Raw genomic sequence first — 19,096 nt, forward strand, 5'->3', positions numbered from 1 at the left:
GCACGCTCAGCGGCTGGTCCGCAGGCCGTCGAAGGCCAGCCGCACCACGGTCTCGGCGAGCTGCTCCCCGTCCGTCCCGCCGCTGCCCCCGGCCACCTGCGGCCGGTACCACTCCACCAGCGAGTTGATCATTCCGAAGAGCAGGCGCGTGGCCATGCGTATGTCGACGTCCGCGCGCAGATCACCGTCGGCCGCCGCCGCCTTCATCAGGTCGGCGACCCGCTGGTCGAACTCCCGCCGCCGCTCCAGCGCCCAACGCTCCGCCTTCGTGTTGCCGCGTACGCGCAGGAGCAGCGTGACGTACGGCAGCTCCGCCATCAGCACCTCCACCGTGCGACGGGTCACGTACTCGACCCGCTCGATCGCCCGCCCGCGCGAGGCCCCCGGCTCGTCGAGGATCCCGAAGAGCCCGTCGAGGGCGCGGCTGACGGCGCGGCGCAGCAGCTCCTCCTTGCCCGCCACGTGGTGGTAGATCGACGACTTCGAGATCCCGGCCGCCCTGGACAGGTGCTCCATGGAGGTGCCGTCGTAACCGCGTTCGTTGAAGACCCGGACGGCCACCGTCAGGAGCGTCTCCGGGGTGTACGTGTCACGCTTGGCGGTCGTCATCAGGAGTCCTCCTCCTTGCCGGCGAACGCCTGCCGGTAGAGCGCCAGGGACGGGGCGTAACGCCCGGTCGGACAGCACTCGTGCAGGTTCTTCAGCAGGTCGTACGCCCAGTCCCGGCCGAGCGCCCGGCCCCACTCGACCGGCCCCAGCGGGTAGTTCACGCCGAGCCGCATCGCCGTGTCGACGTCCTCCGGCGAGGCGACGCCCCTCGCGACGGCGTCCGCCGCCAGGTCGACGAGCATCGCGACCGTACGGGCGACGATCATGCCGGGGACGTCGCCGATGACGCTGACGTCCTTGCCGAGCCTCTGGAACAGGCCGGTGGCCTCGGCGACCGCGCGCGCGGACGTGTCCTCGGACGCGGACAGTGCGATCCGGGTGGCGCCGCGGTAATCGAGGGCGAGGTCGAAGTAGACGACGTCCGCGTACTCGACGGAGGTCCGGCCGTCGACCGGTACGAGCTGCCCCTCGCCCGGCAGCTCGATGTACGGCCCGCCCGCCTCGACCCGCTCCACCGCGATCCCCGCATCCTCCATCATCGCGACGAGGACGCCGGCGTGGCCGAGGTCCCCCACGACGGTGACGGCTTCCGGGGCCTCCTCGGGGGCGGCGGTCCGGGGCGCGGGCACAGCCGCCTCTTCGGCTCCGTACGGGAACCAGCCGTGCCCCGACTTGCGGCCGAGCCGGCCGGACTCGACGAGACGGCGCTGAGCAAGCGAGGGGACGAACTTGGGGCTCTGGAAGAACGACTCCCAGACCGACCGGCTGACGGCTTCGTTGACGTCCTGTCCGATCAGGTCGGTCAGCTCGAAGGCGCCCATCCTGAACCCCCCCGACTCGCGCAGAACGGCGTCGATCGTCGCCGGGTCCGCGCCCCGCTCCTCGTACACCGCGAAAGCCTCGGCGTAGAAGGGGCGGGCGATGCGGTTGACGATGAAACCGGGGGTGTCCGAGCAGCGCACCGGCGTCTTGCCCCAGGCCGCCGCCGTCGCCCACGCACGCGTGGCGCTCGCCTCGTCGGTCGCGAAGCCGCTGACGACCTCGACGAGGGGCAGCAGCGGCGCGGGGTTGAAGAAGTGCAGGCCCACGAAACGGCCCGGGTTCTTCAGCGGACCCGCGATGGCCGTGACGGAGAGCGATGAGGTGTTCGTGGCGAGGAGGCAGTCGTCGGCGACGACCGCTTCGAGCGCCGAGAAGAGCTGCTGCTTGACCGGCAGGTGCTCGACGATCGCCTCGACGACCAGGGCGGCGTCCGCCAGCTCGCCGAGGTCGTCGGCGGTGTGCAGCCGGGCGAGCGCGCCGTCCGCGTCCCCCCGGTCGAGCCTGCCCTTCTCGACGAGCCGCTCCAGGCGGGCGCCGACGGCCTCGGCGGCCTCCCGGGCCCTGCCGGGGCCCGCGTCGTACAGACGCACCGGGTGACCTGCGAGGAGAGCGACCTGGGCGATGCCCTGACCCATGGTGCCGGTGCCGACGACGGCGACGGTGCGGGCCCGATCGATAGCTGTCATGACCCGATCCTCCCGTACGAGTTGTCCACAGGTTCACCGGGCCCTCTTGTCCCGACCGATCGTTCGGTTACTGTATCTCGTGTCCGCCTGTCCCTGCCCAGCTCGACGAGGAGTTGGTCCGCCGTGGCCGCCGAACTCACCACTTCACAGCTGTCCGAGAAGCACCGGACCACGCTCGACAAGGCGCTCGACGTGATCCGCACGCGGGAGTACTGGTCCCCGCACCCCGAGCACCCGAAGGCGTACGGCGAGAACGGCAGCCTGACCGCCGCCGAAGGGCTCGCGGCCTTCCAGGCCCTCCAGGGCAGCCGCTTCGAGCTCGACCAGCCCGGCACCGACGGCTGGACGGGCGGCGAGGTCTCCCCGTACGGCCCGGAGCTGGGCATCGAGTACCCGCACGCCGACATCGACGTACTGCTTCCGGCGATGCGCGCCGGCATGGCCGCCTGGCGGGAGGCGGGCCCCGAGAACCGCGCCCTGGTCTGCCTCGAGATCCTCTCGCGCATCAGCGCCCGGACGCACGAGTTCGCGCACGCGGTCATGCACACCAGCGGCCAGGCGTTCATGATGGCGCTCCAGGCCGGCGGCCCGCACGCCCAGGACCGCGGCCTGGAGGCCGTGACGTACGCGTACGCCGAGCAGACCCGCACGCCCGGCACGGCCGAGTGGGCCAAGCCGCAGGGAAAGCGCGACCCGCTCAGCCTCAGCAAGTCCTTCACCGCCGTCCCGCGCGGCATCGCGCTGCTGATCGGCTGCAACACCTTCCCCACCTGGAACGGCTACCCGGGCCTCTTCGCCTCCCTGGCCACCGGCAACCCCGTCCTGGTCAAGCCGCACCCCCGCGCGGTGCTCCCGCTGGCCCTCACGGTCCGCATCGCCCGCGAGGTCCTCACCGAGACCGGCTTCGACCCGAACCTGGTGGCGCTGGCCGCCGAGCGGCCCGGCGAGGGGATCGCGAAGACCCTCGCGACCCGCCCCGAGATCCGGATCATCGACTACACGGGGTCCACGTCGTTCGGCGACTGGCTGGAGGCGAACGCCCGCCAGGCGCAGGTCTACACGGAGAAGGCCGGCGTCAACACCGTCGTCATCGACTCCACGGACGACTACAAGGGCATGCTGTCCAACCTGGCGTTCTCCCTGTCCCTCTACAGCGGCCAGATGTGCACCACTCCGCAGAACCTCCTGATCCCCAGGGACGGGATCATGACGGACGCCGGTGAGAAGTCCTACGACGAGGTGGTCTCCGACCTCGCGGCCTCGGTCGCCGGCCTGCTGGGCGACGACGCCCGGGCGAACGCGCTGCTCGGCGCCCTGGTCAACCCCGACGTCAGGGCCCGCCTCGAAGGGGCCGCCGAGCTGGGCGAGGTGGCCCTGCCCTCCCGGGAGGTCACGCACCCGGACTTCCCCGACGCGGTGGTCCGTACGCCGGTCATGGTCAAGCTCGACGGCGCCAAGCCGGACGCCGAGGCCGCGTACATGTCCGAGTGCTTCGGCCCGGTCTCCTTCGCGGTCGCCGTCAACTCCACGCAGGACGGTCTGGAACTGCTGCGCCGTACGGTGCGGGAGAAGGGCGCGATGACCGTGGGCGCCTACACGACCTCACAGGTCACGGAGGCCGCCGTCGAGGAGGTCTGCCTGGAGGAGTCCGCGCAGCTCTCGCTGAACCTGACGGGCGGGGTCTACGTCAACCAGACCGCGGCCTTCTCCGACTTCCACGGCTCGGGCGGCAACCCGGCGGCGAACGCCGCCCTGTGCGACGCGGCCTTCGTGGCCAACCGCTTCCGGGTCGTCGAGGTACGCCGCCAGGCGTAGCCCCGTCGGTCCACCGCCGGTCCCCGGCCCGTCGCCGCCCCGCTCACGCGGCGGTGGCGGCGGGCGGCCCGCCCCAGTGGAACAGTGTCATGGCCACACTGGTCGCCAGGTTGTAACTGGACACCTGCGGCCGCATGGGCAGGGACACCAGCCGGGTCGCGCGGCTCCGCAGCTCCGGTGAGATCCCGTGGCGCTCCGAGCCGAAGGCGACGAGGGCGTCGTCGGGCACGTCGACGGACCGGATGTCCTCGCCCTCCGGGTCCAGTACGTACAGCGGGCCCGGTGGCAGCGCGTCCAGGCCCCTGCGCTCGACGGCCGTGGCGTAGTGGAGCCCGGCGCCGGCGCGTACGACGTTGGGGTGCCAGGGGTCCATGTCGCCGGTCGTGACGACACCCGTGGCGCCGAATCCGGCGGCCAGCCGGACGACCGCTCCGACGTTGCCGAGGTTGCGGGGGTTGTCCAGCACGACGATCGGGGCCGGCCTGGGCAGCCGCTCAAGCGTCTTCGCGTTCGCTTCGGCGTCGCGCCGGACCGCCAGAGCCGCCACCGCCGTCGTGTGCACCCTGGGGACCAGCTCACGCAGGGCGTGCGCCGGAACCTCGACGACTGACTCCGCGAGCACGTCCGACAGGTCGTCGGCCAGCTCCCGCGCGAGCGCCAGTACCGCCTGCCGGTCGCTCGCGAGCGTCAGCCGCACCTCCGCGCCGAAGCGGATCGCGTGCTTCAGGGCATGGAAGCCGTCGAGCAGAACAGCGTCCGGAGCGGCCTCACGCCACTGCCGCACCACGGCCTCGGCCACGTCCTCAGTCATGGCATCAGCCTACGGCGAGCCCGTGGCCCGGCCTCTCACTCGACCGGCGCAGGGACCTGCTGCTCCTGCGGGCGCCGTTCCACCGGCCCCTCGGCCGCGTCCCCGCGCCGTAGCACCCGAGCCTTCCCGCGGGCCGCCCACCGGCCGACGCGCCGCAGGAATCCGGTCGGCAGGAAGACCGCGTCGGCGGCGATCATCGCGAGTGAGAAGAAGGGCAGCCCGAGCAGCACGGCGATCGCCGCATGCTCGGCGATCATGACGGCGAGCAGGATGTTCTTGACCCGCCGGTTGAACAGCGTGAACGGGAAGGCGACCTGTACGACCACCGTCCCGTACGTCAGGAGCATCACGATCACACCGCTGGAGGCGAGCAGCCCCGACAGCCCGGGCCAGGGCGAGAAGTAGTCCAGGTGCAGCGGGTAGTAGAGGGCGGTGCCGTCCTGCCAGCGCGAGCCCTGGACCTTGTACCAGCCCGCGGTGGCGTAGACGAGGCAGACCTCGGCCATGATCACGACGAGGCCGGCGTTGTGCACGACGTTGGTGACGACGTCCAGCAGTACGCGGGGATTCCCGGGGGCGTAACGGCCCGCCGCCCACCACAGGGCGTGCACGGTCACCAGGCCCCAGAAGATCAGCAGCCAGCCCCCGCTCAGCTCGCCCGCGAAGGTGAGCGCGACGAGACAGGCGGCCAGCGCGCCCCACAGGACGGGCCCGACCCGGTCGGGCCGGCCGGCGCCCCGGCGCGCGTCCAGCGACCACACCTGACCGCACCGGGTCAGCACGAGGTACATCGCCATGAGGTGGATGACGTTGTCGCCGCCGTCGCCCATGAAGATGCTGCGGTTCTGCAGCGACAGCACGCCGATCATGAAGAGGACCGACATCGTCCGGGTACGCCAGCCCACCATGAGCAGCGCCGCGGACACGACCGCCAGCCCGTAGACGATCTCGAACCAGACCGTGCTCTGCGACCACATCAACGCGGTGAAGGCGTGGTTGTTGCCTATCAGCTGCTCGGCCATGTCCCAGCCCCACGGCCCGTCCGGACCGTACAGCTCACGGCGGTGCGGGAACTCGCAGAGCAGGAACAGGAGCCACGTCAGCGAGAAACCGATGCGGACGACGGCGCTCTGGTACGGGCCGAGGGCGGTCGAGGTGACGCGCTGAACGGCGCCCGCGAGCGCCCGGGCGGGCCCGGACCTGACGGCGGCGAAGGTACGGGCCGACGGCGTGCGTACAGACGGAGTGCGGTCGGACGACGCGGGGTCGGGCGGCGTGCGGTGGGGCGACGCGGGGTCGGCCTGTGTGCGGGACGACGTGGGGTCGGCCTGCGCCGGGACGGGCTGCGTGCGGTCGGGGGTGCTCACCGGGCCGCCTCCGACGCGCGCCGTGCGCCCTCCGGAAGATCCGCCTCGGTCACGGGCCACCACGGAAGCACCCGATGGGCCGGCGTGCCGTTCGCCTTCTCCTCGCTCCACGACGGCGCCTTCACCCACGTGGTCTCGGACCTGACCTGAATCCGCACGACCTCGCCGCCCAGGTCCTGCCGGGCGAGGCGCAGCATGACCGTGCGCCGTACGTAGCGCTCGGAGAGGACGCCGCGCATGCCGTTCGGCTTGTTCGCGTTGTCGTGGGAGGCGGTGTAGAAGTCCCACGCGCGGCGCAGTGCGTTCTGCACGGTGTGGCTCGGCAGCAGATTGCCGCGGATCGCCTCACCGTCCTGGGCCGAGAGGTCGATCCAGTCGGTGGTCTTCCACTGCCCGTCGTCCGTCCGGACCTGCGCCCGCACCTGTACGGCGATGTTCTGCTGGAGCGGATTGGGAGCGAAAAGCTTCCAGTTCTGCTCGAATTCCGGGTAGACCCAGTCGTCGATGGCCTCACTGTTCTGCTTCGTCAGGGTGTTCGACGGCGCGACGTGCAGGAAGACCATCCCGAGATGCACGCAGGCGACCACCCCGGCAAAGGCGAGCGCCAGGGCCGCCACCGCCTGGTACGGCAGGGAGAGGGTTGCTATGCCGCCACCGGGTATCGCGGCGGCGCGCGGGGCCTGCGGGGCGCCTGTGGCGCTCGGTACGGAACCGTCGTCCCGCCCGGCGCTCACGCCCCTGTCGTCGTACGAATCCATCCCGCCCCGATCACCGTCGGTCCCCCACAGTTATCCACAGGGTTGACACCCTACGGGCCGCCGACTCACCATTGAAGTCATCAGACCGAACGATCGGTCGGTCGGGACGCCGGCGGAGACGAAGTCGGCAGGGACGGCAGGGGGCTCGGATGGCTACAGCAGCTGCGCACCGTACGACGGCTGAGGCGCAGGCCGGAGAGGCGGAGCGGACGGCCGCGCTCGAAACGGCGTTCGACGCCGCGGTGGCGGCCGACGAGCGCGTCGAGCCCCGGGACTGGATGCCGGACGCCTACCGGGCCTCGCTGGTCCGCCAGATGGCCCAGCACGCCCACTCGGAAATCATCGGCATGCAGCCCGAGGCCAACTGGATCACCCGCGCGCCCTCGCTGCGCCGCAAGGCGATCCTGATGGCCAAGGTGCAGGACGAGGCGGGACACGGGCTGTACCTCTACAGCGCCGCCGAGACCCTCGGCACCAGCCGCGAAGAACTACTCGACAAGCTCCACTCCGGCCGCCAGAAGTACTCGTCGATCTTCAACTACCCCACGCTGACCTGGGCCGACGTCGGCGCCATCGGCTGGCTGGTGGACGGCGCCGCGATCACCAACCAGGTGCCGCTGTGCCGCTGCTCCTACGGCCCGTACGCCCGCGCGATGGTCCGGATCTGCAAGGAGGAGTCCTTCCACCAGCGGCAGGGCTACGAGCTGCTGCTCCACCTCAGCAAGGGGACGCCCGAGCAGCACGCCATGGCGCAGGACGCCGTGGACCGCTGGTGGTGGCCGTCGCTGATGATGTTCGGCCCGCCGGACGACGAGTCCGCCCACTCCGCCCAGTCCATGGCCTGGAAGATCAAGCGCCACTCCAACGACGAGCTGCGCCAGCGCTTCGTCGACATCGCCGTCCCGCAGGCCGAGGCGCTCGGGCTCACCCTCCCCGACCCGGACCTGCGGTGGAACGGGGAGCGCGGGCACTACGACTTCGGCGCGATCGACTGGGACGAGTTCTGGGACGTACTGAAGGGCAACGGTCCCTGCAACGAGCAGCGGATCTCGCAGCGGCGCACGGCGCACGAAGAGGGCGCCTGGGTCCGGGAGGCGGCGAGCGCGTACGCCGCCAAGCACGGGAAGGCAGCAGCATGACCAACTCCGACTGGCCGCTCTGGGAGGTGTTCGTGCGCTCGCGCCGCGGACTGTCCCACACCCACGCCGGCAGCCTGCACGCGCCGGACGCGGAGATGGCCCTGCGCAACGCCCGCGACCTCTACACCCGCAGGTCAGAAGGTGTCTCGCTGTGGGTCGTGCCCTCGGCGGCGATCACGGCGTCCTCGCCGGACGAGAAGGACCCGTTCTTCGAGCCGGCCGCCGACAAGCCCTACCGGCACCCCACGTTCTACGAGATCCCCGAGGGAGTGCGGCACCTGTGAACCGCGTACCTGTGACCGCGGCGCCCGCTGCCCTCGCCCTGGGCGACGACGCGCTGGTGCTGTCGCACCGGCTGGGGGAGTGGGCGGGGCACGCCCCCGTGCTGGAAGAGGAGGTGGCGCTCGCGAACATCGCGCTGGACCTGCTGGGGCAGGCGCGCGTCCTGCTGTCCCTGGTCGGCGACGAGGACGAGCTGGCGTTCCTCCGCGAGGAGCGGGCCTTCCGCAACCTCCAGCTGGTCGAGCAGCCGAACGGCGACTTCGCGCAGACCATCGCCCGCCAGCTCTACTTCTCCACCTACCAGGCACTGCTGTACGGGCAGCTCGCGGCCGGGGACGGCGATTTCGCGCCGCTGGCGGCGAAGGCCGTCAAGGAGGTCGCCTACCACCGGGACCACGCCGAGCACTGGACGCTCCGGCTCGGCGACGGCACGCCGGAGAGCCACCAGCGGATGCAGCGGGGCTGCGACACGCTGTGGCGCTTCACCGGCGAGATGTTCCAGCCCGTCGAGGGCGTCGACGTCGACTGGCGAAAGCTGGAGGACGGCTGGCTCGAGTCGGTCGGCGCGATCCTGGAGCGGGCGACCCTCACCGTGCCCGAAGGGCCGCGGAGCGGCGCGTGGGCGGCGGGAGCCGGCCGCCAGGGACTGCACACAGAACCGTTCGGGCGGATGATCGCCGAGATGCAGCACCTGCACCGCAGCCACCCGGGGGCGACATGGTGACCGAGACGCACCTGGAGGCCGAGCTGCGCAGGGTCGCGGGCGCGGTCCCCGACCCGGAGCTGCCGGTGCTCACCCTGGAGGAGCTGGGCGTCCTGCGCGGCGTCCACGTCTTCGGGCCCGGCCGGGTCGAGGTCGAGCTGACTCCGACGTACACCGGCTGCCCGGCGATCGAGGCGATGTCCTCGGACATCGAGCGCGTGCTGCACGACGCCGGCATACCGGAGGTCACCGTGCGCACGGTCCTGTCCCCCGCGTGGTCGACGGACGACATCAGCGCCGAGGGCCGCCGCAAGCTGGCGGAGTTCGGCATCGCCCCGCCGCGGCCGCAGCCCGCCGGCGGCGGGCCCGTGCCCCTCACCCTGTCGGTGCGCTGCCCGCACTGCGGCTCCACGGACACCGAGCTGCTCAGCCGGTTCTCCTCCACCGCGTGCAAGGCACTGCGCCGCTGCGTCTCCTGCCGCGAACCGTTCGACCACTTCAAGGAGTTGTAGATGCTGTCCTCAGACGCCGGACGGACCGGGTTCCATCCGCTCCGGGTCCACGAGGTCGAGCGGCTCACCGACGACTCCGTGGCCGTCACCCTCGCGGTGCCGCCCGAGCTCCGCGAGACCTTCCGGCACACGCCCGGCCAGCACATCGCGCTGCGCCGCGTCGTGGGCGGCGGGGAGATCCGCCGTACGTACTCGATCTGCGCGCCGGCCACCGCGGCACCGCTGGATCCGGTCCTGCGGGTGGGCATCAGGCTGGTAGACGGCGGTGACTTCTCGACGTACGCCCTCAAGGAGCTGGCCGTCGGCGACACCGTCGAGGCGATGGCGCCGACAGGCCGCTTCGTACTGGAGCCGCGCCCGGGCCGCTTCGCGGCCGTCGTCGGCGGCAGCGGCATCACGCCGGTGCTGTCCATGGCCGCCACCCTGCTGGCGCGGGAGCCCGACGCCACGTTCTGTCTCGTCCGCAGCGACCGCACGGCGGCCTCCACGATGTTCCTGGAGGAGGTGGCCGACCTCAAGGACCGCTACCCCGACCGGTTCCAGCTGGTCACCGCACTCTCGCGGGAAGAGCAGCAGGCGGGGCTGCCGTCCGGCCGGCTCGACGAGGACCGGCTGACCCAGCTGCTGCCCGCGCTGCTTCCGGTGGCGGATGTGGACGGCTGGTTCCTGTGCGGACCGTTCGGGCTCGTCCAGGGAGCCGAGCGGGCACTGCGCGGCCTCGGCGTGGCGAGGAAGCGCATCCACGAGGAGATCTTCCACGTCGACGACGGCACCGGCACCACCACCAGCACTCCGGTCACGGCCCTCGCGAGCAGCACCCTCACCGCCACGCTCGACGGCCGGTCGGGCAACTGGCCGGTGCTGGACGGCGAATCGCTGCTGGACACGGTGCTGCGCAGCCGCGCGGACGCCCCGTACGCCTGCAAGGGCGGGGTGTGCGGCACGTGCCGGGCCTTCCTGGTCTCCGGTGAGGTGCGGATGGACCGCAACTACGCGCTGGAGCCGGAGGAGACCGAAGCGGGATACGTACTGGCCTGCCAGTCGCACGCCGCGACGGCGGAAGTGGAGCTGGACTTCGACCGCTGACGCGCCACCCCCGCCGCCTCCGCCGCCCCCGGCGTCCCCCGCTCTCCCCGGCCGCTGTCGCTCACGGGTGCCGGTGAGCCGCGTCCTCTCTCCCGCCTGTGTTCATTTTCAGGAACGTGTTCTATCTTGACGCTCCGTCAGTCGACGGACGTCGGACGAGTACGCGGTTTCCGGGGCCGGGAGGGCAAGGACGTGGACTTCACCTTCACCGAGGAGCAGCAGGCTGCCGTCGAGGCGGCGAAGGCGGTCTTCTCGGGCGTCGCTCCCGACCGGGTGCCGAGCCCCGCGCTCACCCCGGGCGCGGTGGCCGAGGACTTCGACCGGCCGCTGTGGGCCGGGCTCGCCCAGTCGGACCTGCTGAGCCTGGTCCTGGCCGCCGAACACGGCGGCGCGGGCCTGGACCCCATCGCGCTCTGCCTCGTCCTGCGCGAGTCCGCGAAGGTGCTCGCGCGCGTGCCGCTGCTGGAGACCAGCGCGGTTGCGATAACCGTGCAGGCCTACGGGAGTTCGGAGGCGGCCGCGCGGCTCCTCCCCCACGTCGGTCGCGGCGAGCTGGTGCTGACGGCCGCCGCCAACGGCCGCACCGGTCACGACCCGGCCGAACTGGCCGTCACCGCGCGCCGGGACGGCGATTCCTGGCTGCTCGACGGGGTGCAGACGGGGGTGCCCTGGGCGCACGGCGCGGACCGTATCGCCGTCCCCGCGACGCACTCGGACGCCCGCACGGGGACGGGCCGCGCCGTGGTCGCGCTGGTCCCCCGCGACCATCCGGGCGTCACCCTCGCCGACCAGGTCTCCACCAGCGGCGAACGTCTCGCCGAGGTCCGCCTCGGCACCGTGCGGATCAGCGACGACGAGGTGATCGACGCCGAGGGCGCCTGGGAGTGGCTGCGCGATCTCCTCACCACCGGCACCTGCGCACTGGCGCTGGGACTCGGCGAACGCGTGCTGGCCATGACGAGCGAATACACCGGAAAGCGCGAGCAGTTCGGCTTCCCCGTAGCCACCTTCCAGGCCGTCGCCGTCCAGGCGGCGGACCGCTACATCGATCTGCGCGCGATGGAGGTCACCCTCTGGCAGGCCGCCTGGCGGCTGGCCACGCGCTCGCCGGGAGCGCTGCCCGTGACGGGCGATGTGGCCGTGGCGAAGATCTGGGCGTCCGAGGGCGTACGCCGCGTCGTGCAGACCGCGCAGCACCTGCACGGCGGCTTCGGCGCGGACACCGACTACCCGCTGCACCGCTACCACGCGTGGGCCAAGCAGATCGAGCTCTCGCTCGGCCCGGCCGCCGCGCACGAAGAGGCCCTGGGCGACCTGCTGGCCGCCCACCCCCTCGGCTGAACCGGCAGGGGGCGGAAGATTCCGGGAAGAGTCAGAGGACGAAGGCCGGGCTGCCGTTGTCGGTGACCATGGGGCGTCCGGCGCCGTCCCAGGCGAGCATCCCGCCGTCGACGTTCACCGCGTCCACGCCCTGCTGCACCAGGTACTGCGTGACCTGCGCGGAACGGCCGCCGACACGGCACATCACATGGACCCGCCGCCCGTCCTCGGCCGCTTCGGTGAGCTCACCGAAGCGGCTCACGAAGTCGCTCATCGGGATGTGCAGGGCGCCCTCGACGTGACCGGCCGCCCACTCGTCGTCCTCCCGTACGTCCAGCACGAAGCCGTCGGCAGGCACAGCGGCGGCCTCGACTGAGGGGAGCGGGGCGAAATTCATGGGTCATGCCTTCTCTCGTACCTACGCGGTGTGCGTACTCAGTGTGCTCGTCGAAGTGGGCGGGCGCGCCGGTCGCCGTGCGGCTGCCGCGGTGCGCTCGCCACGGCGGGCTCGTCCGCAAGCCTCGCGCCCCGGCCCTATTTGGCAACCTACTGCACCAGTCGGGCCAGTTCCGCCTCGCGCTCGGAGACCTGCGCGAGCAGTTGCTCGGCGATCTCCTCCAGCAGCCGGTCCGGATCCTCGGGAGCCATGCGCAGCATCGATCCGATGGCGCTGTCCTCCAGTTCCTGGGCGATCAGCGAGAGCAGTTCCTTGCGCTGCGAGAGCCACTCCAGCCGCGCGTACAGCTCGTCGCGCCCGGGCAGCAGCTCCTTGGGCGCCGGACCCGCCGCCCACTCCTCCGAGAGCGCGCGCAACTGATCCACGTCACCACGGCCGTACGCCGCGTTCACCCGCGTGATGAACTCGTCCCTGCGCCCGCGCTCCGTCTCGTCCTGCGCGAGGTCCGGGTGCGCCTTACGGGCCAGTTCGCGGTACAGCTTGCGGGCCTGCTCGGTGGGCCTGACCCGCTTCGGCGGCTGCACGGCCCGCTCGGTGAGCATCGCCGACGCCTCGGGCGACAGACCGTCCGAGTCCATCCAGTCGTGGAACAGCTCGTCGACGCCCGGCATGGGCATGACGATCGCCCGCGCCTCCTCGGCCCGGCGGCGGTCCTCCGGATCGCCCGTGCGGGCGGCCGTGGCCTCCGCGATGCAGGCGTCCAGCTCGTCGAGGCGCGCGTACATCGGGCCGAGCTTCTGGTGGTGGAGCCGGGAGAAGTTCTCCACCTCGACCCGGAAGGTCTCCACCGCGATCTCGAACTCGATCAGCGCCTGCTCCGCGACGCGCACAGCCCGCTCCAACCGCGCCTCCGGCCGCTCCTGACCGGAGTCCGGGCCGGGGTCAGAGCCGAGGTCCGGGCTCTGCGCCCCTTCCTGGTCCTGATCACCACCGGCGGCCTGCGGGCCAGCGGCCTCAGGCCCGGCCGCGTGCGGATCCTGCGCGTCGTCGTTCCGGGTCGTCGGCTCCCCGGGAGCTTCCTGAGTCACCCGACCAGCGTACGGGCGAGCGAGCCCTCCGCGCTCACAACCCCACCCACCCCCACCCACCCCCTGCTCACGCCCGGGCGCCCTCGTCACGCCACCGCCCGCGCCACACCGCCCGAGCCACCACCCGGGTTCGCCGCCCGCACCGCACCGCCCACCTCCACGCCCCCGCCGCCACAAGGCCGCGGACGCCCCAGGACCCCACACCGCGAAGCCCGGCCCCTGACCCCGCCGGGGACCACCGCCCCGCCTACACCCCGTGCTCGGCGGCTATTCGCCCGTCCTTGATCGCAGCGAGCAGATCGCCGTGATCCGCTTCCGTACGGTCCGCGTACGCCACCGCGAAGCGCGCCACCGCCGCGTCGAACTCGTCGTTCTTCCCGCAGTAGCCGGCGACCAGCCGCGGATCCACGCTGTGCGCGTGCGCCCGTGCCAGGAGCGCCCCGGTCATCCGCCCGTAGTCGTCCAACTGCGCGGGTTCGAGCGCCGCCGCGTCCACGCTTCCCTTGCGGTTGCGGAACTGGCGCACCTGGTACGGCCGCCCGTCCACCTCGGCCCAGCCGAGCATGTTGTCGCTGACCACCTGCATCCGCTTCTGTCCGAGCACCACCCGGCGCCCCTCGTGCCCGGCCCTCGGCACCTGGAAGCCGGCAAGAGGCAGGTACGGCGTCAGAGCCGAGGCGCGTGCCTCCTTCACCTGGAGCACCAGCGGCTCACCGCGGTGGTCGATCAGCAACACCACGTACGACCGCGTACCGACGCTGCCGGTGCCGACGACCCGGAACGCCACGTCGTGGATCGCGTACCGCGCCAGCAGCGGCAGCCGGTCTTCGGGCAGCGTCTTGAGGTATCCGCCCAGCGCGGAGGCGACCGCGGCCGCCTCCGCGTCCGGCACCCGCCGCAGCACCGGCAGCGCGTCCACGAAGCGCCGCGTCCCGTCCGGCCCCTCGGCGGTCGCCTTCGCGGCGAAGCGCGCACTGGTGTTGTTACGGGCCTTCTCCGCCACCCGTTCCAGGGTCCCGAGCAGGTCCCGCGCGTCCGTGTGCGAGACGAGTTCCTCGTCGGCGATCGCGTTCCACGCGTCCAGCACCGGCATCCTGGCCAACAGTCGCATCGTCCGCCGGTACGCCCCGACCGTGTCGAAAGCCGCCTGCCGGCATATGTCCTCGTCGGCCCCCGTCTGGCGTCCCGCCAGTACCAGCGACGTCGCCAGTCGCTTGACGTCCCACTCCCACGGCCCGACGACGGTCTCGTCGAAGTCGTTGAGATCGATGACCAGGCGGCCGCGCGCGTCGCCGTACAGACCGAAGTTCGCCGCATGGGCGTCACCGCAGATCTGCGCGCCGACGCCGGTGACCGGCGTACCCACCAGGTCGTGCGCCATGAGCCCGGCCGAGCCGCGCAGGAAGGCGAACGGGGAGGCGGCCATGCGCCCGACCCGCAGCGGGGTCAGCCCGGGCACCCGGCCGCGACTCGACTCCTCGACCGCGCGCACCGCGTCGGGCCGCTCCACGGCGAGGACCAGCGAGTCGTGCGAGGCCCTGGGCACCCGCGCCCGCAGGGCCTTGCCCCTGTCCTTGGGCGACTCCTCCGACGCGCCCGTCGCGCACTGCGCGAACCCGGGCACCTCCGGAATCCGCCCGGACCGCACCGTCTCGTTCTCGGTCATGGTGCGCCGCCTCCCCGCCTCGCACAGCACCGCTGCCGGCATCAGCCGCCAACCAGCCGCCAACATCAACTGCTCACGACCGTACCGCCGCCCCCCGACAGCCGTCTCCCCCTGTGGACAACCTGGGCAACCTCCTGTGGACCACCTCCGCCGCCCGCCGCTACCGCAGCGTGACCACCGTCGCCGTCCCCACCGACCCGTCCGTCCGGACCGTGCGCACGTCGGTCTCTCGCCCCGCGGTCAGCCGCTCGAGCCCCGCCGCGTCCGGCTGGAGCCGCCCGCGCTCGAAGACGACCAGGCTCACCACGGTCCCGTCGGGCACCCGCGCCTTGCGGTACTGCGCGTACGTCACCGCGTCGCACCCGGAGTACCAGCCGAACTCCGGCTCGTACCCCGTGACCACCAGGCACGGCCGCCCCTGCGCCGCCGCCCCGATCTCCCGGGCGACCGGCACCGTGGACCAGGCGAGCCGCGTCGGCCCGGGCATCGCGCCGTGCGCCACGACCTGCGCGGTGCCCAGCACCGTCAGACCGGCCAGCGCGGCCACCGCGGCAAGCGCCGGCGCGCTCCACGCCCGGCCCGCCAGCTCCGCCACCGCCTGCACACCCAGCACCGTGAGCAGGACGACCGCGAGGTAGACGAACCGCGGCTCCCCGTCCGTCGCCAGGCCGAGGACCACCAGGACCAGCACCGCCGCCGTGCCCAGGAACACCCGCCGCCGGTCCTCGGGCCGCGCACGCGCCCCCCGGACGCGCAGCAGCGCCGCCCCGGCCGCCCACAGCCCGGCGGCCATCACCACCGCGCCCAGGTCGCCGGCCAGCCGGTACGGAAAGACCGCCAGGTAGTAGACGAGCCCGTCGCCCACGTACGCGCGATTGGCCTGCGAGGTAGCCGACAGCACCATCCCGAGCGGCGACCCCGTCTCCCGTACGGCGTGCACCAGATGCGGTACGAGCCCGATGACCAGCACCGCCGCCGCCCCCGCCAGCCGCCGCCCCTGAGCCGCCCAGGCGCGGGGGCCGTAAGCCAGGACCGCCGCGAGACCGACAGCGAGCAGGTTTCCGACCACCCCGTACCGCAGGTAGAAGGCGGCCAGCACCACGACCGGCACACCCCACAGCGCCCGCGACCCCTCCTTCTCCTGCACCCGCACCAGCAGGAGGACGACGAGCAGCAGCAGTCCGGTCGCCCCGATGTCGTTCAGGTACTCCGGCACCCGCCGCAGGAACCCCAGCCCGCTCAGCAGCACCAGTACGACCACCACCGCACGCCGCCGCGAGGTCCAGGCGGCCGCGACGCAGTACGTCACCGTCAGCGTCCCCAGCGCCAGAAACAGCGCGACGACCCGCAGCGCCACCACCCCGGCAGCCGCCCCGGCCCCCGTGACGGAGCCTCCGTGACCGCCCCACTCGCCGGACACCCACAGGGCGAGCGCCCCCAGCGCCGGAAGGCCGACCGGCCGGTATACGCCCCAGCCCGCGTCCGGCGTCCCCTCCGCCCAGGAGCGCGCCTTGTTCGCGTACACCGCTTCCTCATGACCGAGGTACGGCTCGCATCCCTGCAGCGCCGCCCACACCCCGGCGGCCACCGCCAGCACCCCCAGCAGGTACGCCCGGGAAGGCACCCGCCGCAGCAGATCCACCCCCCGCAGCACGCGAACGGGCACCCGCCCGCCCCGCCCGCCCGGGCCGCCCCGCGCGACCACCCAGGCCGGCGCGGCCACCAGCAGGTACGGCCACGGCTGCCACCCCGGCAGCCACCCCCCGAACCCCGCCACCAGCAACAGCTGCTGCGCGCAGGCCAGCGCCGTGAAGACCACGGCCACGGCCCACGCGGCCCTTATTCGGGCCATCACGAACTCCCCCGCCCCCGGAACAGACCGCGGGCCGGACGGCGAAGCGCCGCGCATCGGCCCGCGTAACAGAAAACAGGCCGCCGCGTCCCCTCGCGACGTACCTGGTACCGCAGGCTACAGGCGGCCCCCGCCCGCCCCGGCGGCGAAAGTGATCTTTTGGCAGCCGCTGCGAACGTACGGCGGCCCGGTCCTCCCGCCGGCGGTCACCAGTGCCGGCCCGCGACCGCGGGAAGGCCCCCGGGGACAACGAGAAACGGGCCCCCGCGGGCGACTTTCGTCACCTGCGGAGACCCGTTCCATCGGTTCTCTAAGTGCGCGAGGGGGGATTTGAACCCCCACGTCCCTAAGGACACTGGCACCTGAAGCCAGCGCGTCTGCCGTTCCGCCACTCGCGCATGAGTGGTGCCGTTCGAATCTCTCACTGGTTTGTGCGAGCGCCTGACGACATGCAGAAGATTAGCACGGTGGTCAGGGTGGATTCACACCCGTTGTTCGGGGGGACCCGAGGAGGGGAACGAGAGGGGAACAGGGACGCGGACCGGGAGGGGAACGAGGACGGGAACGCCGAAGGGAACGCCGCCGCCCCTCACCCACTCCTCCAGAGTGTCCCCGGGGTGCGGGACACTGTCAGGAGGCCACCTCTACGATCCCTGTGAGAGGTGACACTCATCCACTGTGCAGACAAGGGGAACCAGCCGATTTCCCGACGCGTGGATACGATCAGTAAGCAGTACCAGGACGGCAACGACGGAGGAGGTGCCCCATGGGAGTCATGAAGCGTTTCGAGCAGCGTCTCGAAGGTCTGGTCAACGGCACCTTCGCCAAGGTCTTCAAGTCCGAGGTCCAGCCCGTCGAGATCGCCGGCGCCCTCCAGCGCGAGTGCGACAACAACGCCACGATCTGGAACCGCGAGCGGACCGTCGTTCCCAACGACTTCATCGTCGAGCTGTCCACCCCGGACTACGAGCGCCTCAGCCCGTACTCCGGCCAACTCGGCGACGAGCTCTCCGGCCTGGTCCGCGACTACGCGAAGCAGCAGCGCTACACCTTCATGGGCCCCATCAAGGTCCACCTGGAGAAGGCGGACGACCTCGACACCGGTCTCTACCGCGTACGCAGCCGCACCCTCGCGTCCAGCACCTCGCAGGCCGGCCCGTCACAGGGTCCGGCCGCCGGCCGCCAGGCCCCCGCGCCCGCCGCCCCGCGCGGCGGCGGCTACGGCTACCCGCCGTCGGCCGCCCCCGGAGCACCCCCCATGCCCGCGGCCCCGCCGCCGTCGCCGTCCCACGGCGCGCGGCCCGGCGGACCGGCCGCCGTGTCCGGCAGACCGGCGGGTGCGGGCCCCGGCCCGATGCCCGGCGCGCAGACGCGGCGCTGGATCGAGATCAATGGCACACGCCATCAGATGTCCCGCCCGACGCTGGTGCTGGGCCGCAGCACCGAAGCAGACGTGCGGATCGACGACCCCGGCGTATCGCGCCGGCACTGTGAGATCCGGACCGGAACGCCCCCGACGATCCAGGATCTCGGGTCTACCAACGGCATCGTGGTAGACGGACAGCACACCACCCGCGCTACGCTCCGCGACGGCTCGCGGATCGTCGTGGGCAGCACGACCATCGTTTATCGGCAAGCCGAAGGGTGAAGCGGGGGCAATGTCAGAGCTGACCCTGACGGTCATGCGGCTAGGTTTCCTGGCTGTTCTGTGGCTGTTTGTGATTGTGGCCGTCCAGGTCATCCGCAGCGATCTGTTCGGTACGCGGGTCACGCAGCGCGGCTCACGCCGCACCGCGTCCGCCGACGCCAGACCGCAGCAGAGCGGACGCCAGCAACAGGCTGCGGCGCCGCCGCAGCAGCGCCAGCGCCGCGGCGCCCCCACAAAGCTGGTGGTGTCCGAAGGCACGCTCACCGGCACGACGGTGGCCCTCCAGGGGCAGACCGTCACGCTGGGGCGGGCGCACGATTCGACGATCGTGCTGGACGACGACTACGCGTCCAGCCGTCATGCCAGGATCTACCCGGACCGTGACGGCCAGTGGATCGTCGAGGATCTCGGGTCCACCAACGGCACGTATCTCGACCGGACCCGACTCACCACCCCGACCCCCATTCCGCTGGGCGCGCCGATCCGCATCGGCAAGACCGTCATCGAGCTGCGGAAGTAGTGCCACGTCATGATT

Annotated in this window: 18 protein-coding genes and 1 tRNA gene; 9 read left to right on the forward strand and 10 right to left on the reverse strand. The window is 72.2% G+C overall.

The genetic code is table 11. The features are described from left to right. Positions 1-6 precede the first annotated feature (6 nt). Together AC07FK_RS22120 and AC07FK_RS22125 are read right to left on the reverse strand one after the other, a co-directional pair. Positions 7-609 (reverse strand): TetR/AcrR family transcriptional regulator, encoded by a 603-nt coding sequence (locus AC07FK_RS22120; RefSeq protein ID WP_479106646.1) that lies wholly within the window; start codon positions 607-609, stop codon positions 7-9. Beyond that, positions 609-2,117, reverse strand: coding sequence for a 3-hydroxyacyl-CoA dehydrogenase (locus tag AC07FK_RS22125; RefSeq protein WP_479106647.1), 1,509 nt, complete (start codon positions 2,115-2,117; stop codon positions 609-611). Before AC07FK_RS22125 ends, AC07FK_RS22120 begins: the two co-directional genes overlap by 1 nt. Before the next feature lie 123 nt (positions 2,118-2,240). Between AC07FK_RS22125 and paaN the strand changes: the two genes are divergently transcribed. Beyond that, positions 2,241-3,932 carry a phenylacetic acid degradation protein PaaN gene (gene paaN, locus AC07FK_RS22130; RefSeq protein WP_479106648.1) on the forward strand — a complete coding sequence of 564 codons (1,692 nt, stop codon included), beginning with the start codon at positions 2,241-2,243 and terminating at the stop codon, positions 3,930-3,932. A gap of 43 nt (positions 3,933-3,975) precedes the next feature. Here paaN and AC07FK_RS22135 read toward each other — a convergent pair whose 3' ends face one another. From AC07FK_RS22135 to AC07FK_RS22145, 3 genes are read right to left on the reverse strand one after another with little or no spacing between them, the layout of a single operon-like run. Next, the gene (locus tag AC07FK_RS22135) at positions 3,976-4,743 is read right to left on the reverse strand and encodes a TrmH family RNA methyltransferase (RefSeq protein ID WP_479106649.1); all 768 of its coding nucleotides are present in this window, start codon (positions 4,741-4,743) and stop codon (positions 3,976-3,978) included. Positions 4,744-4,778: 35 nt separating this feature from the next. Then, positions 4,779-6,110: an HTTM domain-containing protein gene (locus tag AC07FK_RS22140; protein WP_479106650.1), complete on the reverse strand. Its 1,332-nt coding sequence runs from the start codon at positions 6,108-6,110 to the stop codon at positions 4,779-4,781. Continuing rightward, positions 6,107-6,868 carry a DUF5819 family protein gene (locus AC07FK_RS22145; protein WP_479106651.1) on the reverse strand — a complete coding sequence of 254 codons (762 nt, stop codon included), beginning with the start codon at positions 6,866-6,868 and terminating at the stop codon, positions 6,107-6,109. Before AC07FK_RS22145 ends, AC07FK_RS22140 begins: the two co-directional genes overlap by 4 nt. 149 nt (positions 6,869-7,017) lie before the next feature. Between AC07FK_RS22145 and paaA the strand changes: the two genes are divergently transcribed. The 6 genes from paaA (at position 7,018) to AC07FK_RS22175 (ending at position 11,931) form a co-directional block, all read left to right on the forward strand. Beyond that, on the forward strand, positions 7,018-8,007 hold the full coding sequence (gene paaA, locus AC07FK_RS22150; protein ID WP_479106652.1) for a 1,2-phenylacetyl-CoA epoxidase subunit PaaA: 990 nt from the start codon (positions 7,018-7,020) through the stop codon (positions 8,005-8,007). Then, a complete protein-coding gene (gene paaB / locus AC07FK_RS22155; RefSeq protein ID WP_069927900.1) occupies positions 8,004-8,291 on the forward strand; it encodes a 1,2-phenylacetyl-CoA epoxidase subunit PaaB in 288 nt (95 codons plus the stop codon). Before paaA ends, paaB begins: the two co-directional genes overlap by 4 nt. After that, positions 8,288-9,013 (forward strand): 1,2-phenylacetyl-CoA epoxidase subunit PaaC, encoded by a 726-nt coding sequence (gene paaC, locus AC07FK_RS22160; protein ID WP_479106653.1) that lies wholly within the window; start codon positions 8,288-8,290, stop codon positions 9,011-9,013. The genes paaB and paaC overlap by 4 nt, the downstream gene beginning before the upstream one ends. Further along, entirely contained in the window at positions 9,007-9,504 is a 498-nt protein-coding gene (gene paaD / locus AC07FK_RS22165; protein WP_479106654.1) for a 1,2-phenylacetyl-CoA epoxidase subunit PaaD, read from the forward strand. The genes paaC and paaD overlap by 7 nt, the downstream gene beginning before the upstream one ends. Beyond that, the gene (locus AC07FK_RS22170) at positions 9,505-10,590 is read left to right on the forward strand and encodes a 2Fe-2S iron-sulfur cluster-binding protein (RefSeq protein ID WP_479106655.1); all 1,086 of its coding nucleotides are present in this window, start codon (positions 9,505-9,507) and stop codon (positions 10,588-10,590) included. A 192-nt stretch (positions 10,591-10,782) separates the two neighbouring features. After that, complete coding sequence (locus tag AC07FK_RS22175) at positions 10,783-11,931, forward strand: acyl-CoA dehydrogenase family protein (protein WP_479106791.1); 1,149 nt, start codon at positions 10,783-10,785, stop codon at positions 11,929-11,931. Between the two features lie 31 nt (positions 11,932-11,962). Here AC07FK_RS22175 and AC07FK_RS22180 read toward each other — a convergent pair whose 3' ends face one another. The 5 genes from AC07FK_RS22180 to AC07FK_RS22200 form a co-directional block, all read right to left on the reverse strand. Then, a complete protein-coding gene (locus AC07FK_RS22180) occupies positions 11,963-12,307 on the reverse strand; it encodes a rhodanese-like domain-containing protein (protein ID WP_479106656.1) in 345 nt (114 codons plus the stop codon). Positions 12,308-12,456: 149 nt separating this feature from the next. Beyond that, positions 12,457-13,395, reverse strand: coding sequence for a J domain-containing protein (locus AC07FK_RS22185; RefSeq protein ID WP_479106657.1), 939 nt, complete (start codon positions 13,393-13,395; stop codon positions 12,457-12,459). A 247-nt stretch (positions 13,396-13,642) separates the two neighbouring features. Further along, entirely contained in the window at positions 13,643-15,061 is a 1,419-nt protein-coding gene (locus AC07FK_RS22190) for a DUF2252 domain-containing protein (protein ID WP_479106658.1), read from the reverse strand. 160 nt (positions 15,062-15,221) lie between these two features. Further along, positions 15,222-16,913, reverse strand: a complete 1,692-nt coding sequence (locus AC07FK_RS22195) for a glycosyltransferase (protein ID WP_479106659.1) — start codon at positions 16,911-16,913, stop codon at positions 15,222-15,224. A 315-nt stretch (positions 16,914-17,228) separates the two neighbouring features. Continuing rightward, positions 17,229-17,311: transfer RNA gene (locus AC07FK_RS22200), tRNA-Leu, on the reverse strand. Positions 17,312-17,679: 368 nt separating this feature from the next. On the opposite strand from AC07FK_RS22200, the gene AC07FK_RS22205 reads away from it, so the two are divergent. Then, positions 17,680-18,561 (forward strand): FhaA domain-containing protein, encoded by an 882-nt coding sequence (locus AC07FK_RS22205; RefSeq protein WP_479106660.1) that lies wholly within the window; start codon positions 17,680-17,682, stop codon positions 18,559-18,561. Positions 18,562-18,571: 10 nt separating this feature from the next. Continuing rightward, entirely contained in the window at positions 18,572-19,081 is a 510-nt protein-coding gene (locus AC07FK_RS22210; protein WP_479106661.1) for an FHA domain-containing protein FhaB/FipA, read from the forward strand. The last annotated feature ends 15 nt before the right edge of the window (positions 19,082-19,096 follow it).

Source organism: Streptomyces sp. NPDC046122, from assembly GCF_056429965.1.